This is a genomic window from Streptococcus sp. KR (genome assembly GCF_002238115.1).
In the GTDB taxonomy this organism is placed as follows: Bacteria; Bacillota; Bacilli; order Lactobacillales; family Streptococcaceae; genus Streptococcus.
Map to the genome: position 1 here is coordinate 1 of NZ_NGVM01000038.1, position 5,037 is coordinate 5,037.

A 5,037-nucleotide genomic window follows, 5' to 3' on the forward strand; every position below is an offset into this window, starting at 1 on the left:
TATTATCAATTAGAAGAGGCCTTAGTACAGGGATTTCAAACACCTGAAGAATACCTAGCCTACAAGGAGTTAAAGGAACATTATGAGGAAGTGACAGGCGATTACAGTTTTTCTAAACGAGAGCTCACTAGTCAATTGGAAATCGCTCTTCAGAATCATCGAGGTGTGGACTTTGAAGATCATGAGAAAGAGGAGTATTTGGACTTAGTTCAAAAGCTAGAGGAATTTGATTCCTCTCTGGCCACCCATTATCGTCAGTTGATTGATTAGGAAGGAACAAGTCATGAATGATTTACTCCTTGTCCCAGTAATTTTTTTAGCAGTAGGAGGAATTCTCATTCTTTTATGGAGATTCTTTCTGATTGCCAGTGGACTTTTCCTGATTGGTTTTATCAGTTTTCTTATTTTCGTAGAGGTCTATGGAATTTATTTGTTCTTTACTGAATCCAACCTTTATGTAGAGGATTTAGCCCAGAATGGTCTGATAAGCTTTACAGGATTTTATGTGATTTTTAATCTATTCTTGCTTATTTTTGTTTTTTTGAAAATCATCAGTTGGAAAAGAAGATTAAAAAGTAGCTGAGCAAGAGATTGTTCAGCTACTTTTTAATATCTGACGATGAAATTTTTTCTTTAAAGTAATCATCCCACTTATTGGCTTCATCTTTTGTAAAGAGTAGAGAAACAGTTTTAAGAATTGTTTGATGAATGTTATCGGCTTCTTCTTTGTCGCACCAAATATACATATAGATTGCTTGGAATTCAGATAGACATAATTTCTCATAAGCAAAATATGTAGGAAACTGTTTACGTGATAATAATTGGAGTAGTGCTTTGCTTGCATTTTTTTCACGCCTTGCTAAAAGTACAGACAGACAATTAATGACAGTATCTATTTTTATGCGATCTAGATTGTTTCGCAGTTGATTGGGAGTGTTTTTTAAAATACTATCTGTAAATAGGACTAGAGCTTCTGTCGTAAAGTGATGAACAATATTTCCTAGCAAGCCAACATCTAAATTGGTCCAATAATCTAAGGAGAAAAAATAATCTGTCAATTCAGAAATGATTTCAGGTGTGGGTTCTTTTTCTTGAAGTTTAGAAATTATAACATCAAGAACTAAAGAGATAATATGGTAGATGTAGTGTTTTTTATCGACAAAAAACTCTTGAAATATTTCACGCTTTTGTATGAGAACTGCAATATCTTGAGTTTGTAGAGCGTTCTCCACTTGGGTCATCAATTCTAGAAACTCTGCATCTTGAAAAGCACTCCATTCAAATACTTCGTTGATTTCAACAACCATAAAACCAAGTAATTGTAATAACACATCATTAGATAGATTTGTTTTCCCTTTTTCAAAATCAGAAATGCTACTTGCGCTGCCTGCGACATTGGCTAGATCTCGTAGTGATAGCTTGCGTTGTTTTCGAATGGCTTTAAATTTTTCTTGAATATTCATGTACGGATTTCCGAATTTCTTCTTTACACTTTTTTTAATATTATATAATAATGGTATCAAAATTGAAAGGAGTTTTATTATGGTTATCCAAGAAATTGTCGAACACGACATGGAACAAGACTATGGAATTGAATTTAATAATCTAGTCTGTGGTGCTGGTTGCTAGTAATTTTATTAGCTAAGTTGTTATTTAATTGAACAGTAAAATTCCATATATTTTTGAGATACACTGTTTAATTAGAGTGTTAAAAGGTAATAAAATTATTCTTTTATTATCTCAGTGTATTGTAGTGTGCAGAGTAAGATTTTGAGATTAACTCTGCACGCTGTTTCTTGATGGAGACGATGAGATGAAGTATTCAAAGTATGTAATAGAATTGAAAAAAGAAAATCATACCTTCTTATTTAATACCAAGAACAATATTTCTTTGAAAATTGAAAATAAACTTTTGGATAAGATTGAGAAGAATAATCATATCAAAAGCGAGTTTGAATCTTTTTTAAAATCTCAAGATTTTGATGAAAAAGAAAATGAGTTAGACAAAATGATTGAGTTATTTAGGAAAAGGGATGAAACCACTTTGAGAATTATTATTTTAGCTCATGGTGATTGTAATTTTAGATGCAAATATTGTTATGAAAAATTTTCAAATTGTACTATTACATCTCAAAAAACTGGAATAATAGATTTTGTAAATCAAAAATTATCTGAGAAAAACTTTGAAGACTTACATGTATCTTGGTTTGGAGGAGAACCATTACTAGGATATCGAGATATTTTAGATATTTCAAAAGAATTGATTTCAATTTCTCAAAAGTTAGGGATTCGCTATCACGCTGATATGACAACGAACGGATATTTGTTAAATCGTACAGTATTAGATCGATTAGTGACAGAATGTTACGTGAAAACATACCAAGTTACAGTAGATGGTTCTCGTGAAGGGCATGACAATCAGCGTATTTTGAAAAATGGTCATGGTTCCTATGATCGCATTATGAAAAACTTAAAAAATGCAATAAATTTAGAATCTCAATTCCATGTTATGATTCGCTTGAATGTTTCTCAGGAAAATTATAAGAATGTTGAGAAATTTTTATTAGAAGATGCACAGGTTTTTAAAAATGATAAGCGATTTCATCTGTTGTTCCGAAATGTAGGAGATTGGGGATGCGGTGATAGAAAAGAGGGATACGAGGTAAAACGATTTGAGTCAGATGTTTCTTTTGAATTATCAAAAAGTGCAATTAAATTAGGGTACAGATTATTTGATGATTTTGTCTTCAGAAGTAATTATTCATCATGTTATGCTCAAAAACCAAACTCTTATACGATTGACACAAAAGGGAATCTATTAAAATGTACGGTTAGTCTTTATGACGAAGAAAATAAAATAGGTGAACTAGGAAATAGTGTCATTAACGAGAACAATCAAAAAAGATGGGTACATTCTTATCAATTTGACTCAAAATGTCAAAAATGTCAATTGTTGCTAGTTTGTAAGGGTGGAGCTTGCCCTAAGAGAGATATTTTCAATGAGACTAGTTTTGAGGAAAAATGCTTCAAAATGAGAAGAAATATTATGAATAATTTTGAGTTATCAATTTGTTCAAATAATATAAATTATGAATTAAAAGCTGACTAAGATGAAAATAATCGTAAAAATCATTTCAAAATGGAAACTACTTGGTTTCGTTATCTTTGCTTTACTGTACTCTTGTCAGGGCTTGTTGATTTCACTGATTATCCAAATGGCCGGCTCTGTGGACATTGAGAATAGAGGGATGATTGTAATCTTTGGATTGTTGAGTCTTACTTTCTTTATCTTTATTTATATTTGCATGTACTTCAATAACATTCTTCTACGTTCCATCATCAAAGATATCAATTTGTTTATTTCTAAGAAAGCTTTGCGTTTATTTGCTGAAAAAAGATTAGAGTATTCAGCATCTGAATTTAATTCTTTTTTAACCCAAGATATTCCAATGTTTTGGAAGGAATATTTGTCTCCACTTTTTTTATATCCTATATTTGGCACCTCTATCCTAGTGTCTGTCATGTATTTAGTATCACAGGATGTTGTGGTTGGTTTACTCTTTACCATAGGTGGCTTTCTCATGATCATTCCTCAATTTGTTTTTCATAAACTATTGAAAAGACGTGGTGAAGAACTGAGTAAAGTTAGAGAAATCAGTTTAGCTAATATCACAGATTTTTCAGCAGGGATTGATACTATTGTTTCAAATAGAGTTGAGCAAGAATATTGTCAACATGTTTATGATACCATTGATAAGATGGAGTCTGGTCAATATCGTTACTATACAAGTCATAATTTGGTTATGTTTTGGACAGGTCCTTTGAAAGGACTAGGGCTAGTGGGGCCTTTTGTGATTGGAATGGTGATGATGTCTACCACCCATCTTTCCTTGACTGTTTTGATTGCCATGATGACAGCATCTATGAATCTGATTTCTCCATTGCAACAACTCTTGGAAGCAACCTCTACGCTTCAATCAGCGACAGTAGTAAAAGAAAAAGTGCTGAATATTCTTTTAAAAGAGGATATTAAACGGGAAGAGGTATCTGAAACATTCCCAACCACTCTCGGAATATCTATAAAAAATGTTAGCAAGCAATATGCAGATAAGATTATTTTTGATGACATAAGTGTAAGTATGGAAGCTGGGAATCGAGTCTTGCTTACAGGAGCCAGCGGTAGTGGCAAATCAACCTTGTTTCACATCTTGACTGGGGATGATAGAGACTATGACGGAGAGATTTGCTTTTTAGATGGACATGGCAAGAAGTATGCACCAAGTCATGACTTGGTATCTGCCATTCATCAAAAACCTTATATTTTTAAAGGGACGCTACGGGCAAATGTATCTCTTTACCAAAATTATAACGATAATGATATCAGAAAGGTACTGCAAAGGGTTCAACTATGGGATGAACTGGGGCAGGATTTTGATTATTATCTCGATGGAAACAATCTTTCAGGTGGACAGATGATGAAAATCGAGATTGCTAGAGCGTTGTTGAGACCAAGACCAATTTTACTAGCAGATGAAATCACCGCTGCACTAGACAAACAAAATGCAGATGAAATTCATAAACTACTATTTTCTCAACCAGTTACGATTTTAGAAATTGCCCATAAGTTTCATCAAGATGAATATGAGAAAGTTTATACATTAAATAATGGTAAAGTTATGTAAAGTAACTAAGAAGAAAATTCTAAAGAATGTAGCAAATAGGGAAAGTATGTAAACTTGTTATCCGGGTTAAAAGACTTTATCTGAATCTAAATTCGGATAAGGTTTTTTATTAGCCTTGATTCTTTCATATACTTCATAGCTAAATTGGAGTAATAATTTATGAAAATCATTATCATCACTATTATCACTTGTATTTATGGCTTGTTTATGTCGTTCAATATGAGAAAGAGCTCTTCTCAAATTTTCTTCTTTTAATTTGTTCATGTTTATATTATAAGCTGAAGACAGCTAATTTTGATATTTTTCTCTGAACTGTACGATTTTGCGCCTGAAATGTAGGAATTACCTTTCGTTG

The 5,037-nt window shown here is 32.3% G+C and carries 6 protein-coding genes; 4 read left to right on the plus strand and 2 right to left on the minus strand.

Annotated features, from left to right (window positions below; all coding sequences use genetic code 11):
* Positions 1-270: DUF5962 family protein (locus CBI42_RS10335; protein ID WP_094753934.1), on the plus strand; the 270-nt coding region annotated here is incomplete at its 5' end.
* 13 nt (positions 271-283) lie between these two features.
* Positions 284-583 (plus strand): DUF5966 family protein, encoded by a 300-nt coding sequence (locus CBI42_RS10340; RefSeq protein WP_094753935.1) that lies wholly within the window; start codon positions 284-286, stop codon positions 581-583.
* A 16-nt stretch (positions 584-599) separates the two neighbouring features.
* Here CBI42_RS10340 and CBI42_RS10345 read toward each other — a convergent pair whose 3' ends face one another.
* Entirely contained in the window at positions 600-1,463 is an 864-nt protein-coding gene (locus CBI42_RS10345; RefSeq protein ID WP_094753936.1) for a helix-turn-helix domain-containing protein, read from the minus strand.
* A gap of 350 nt (positions 1,464-1,813) precedes the next feature.
* Between CBI42_RS10345 and CBI42_RS10350 the strand changes: the two genes are divergently transcribed.
* Positions 1,814-3,109 carry a radical SAM/SPASM domain-containing protein gene (locus tag CBI42_RS10350; RefSeq protein ID WP_094753937.1) on the plus strand — a complete coding sequence of 432 codons (1,296 nt, stop codon included), beginning with the start codon at positions 1,814-1,816 and terminating at the stop codon, positions 3,107-3,109.
* Position 3,110: 1 nt separating this feature from the next.
* Positions 3,111-4,682 (plus strand): ATP-binding cassette domain-containing protein, encoded by a 1,572-nt coding sequence (locus tag CBI42_RS10355; protein WP_094753938.1) that lies wholly within the window; start codon positions 3,111-3,113, stop codon positions 4,680-4,682.
* Between the two features lie 66 nt (positions 4,683-4,748).
* Here the strand turns inward: CBI42_RS10355 and CBI42_RS10360 are convergent, their stop codons facing one another.
* Positions 4,749-4,946, minus strand: coding sequence for a hypothetical protein (locus CBI42_RS10360; protein ID WP_094753939.1), 198 nt, complete (start codon positions 4,944-4,946; stop codon positions 4,749-4,751).
* Positions 4,947-5,037 lie beyond the last annotated feature (91 nt).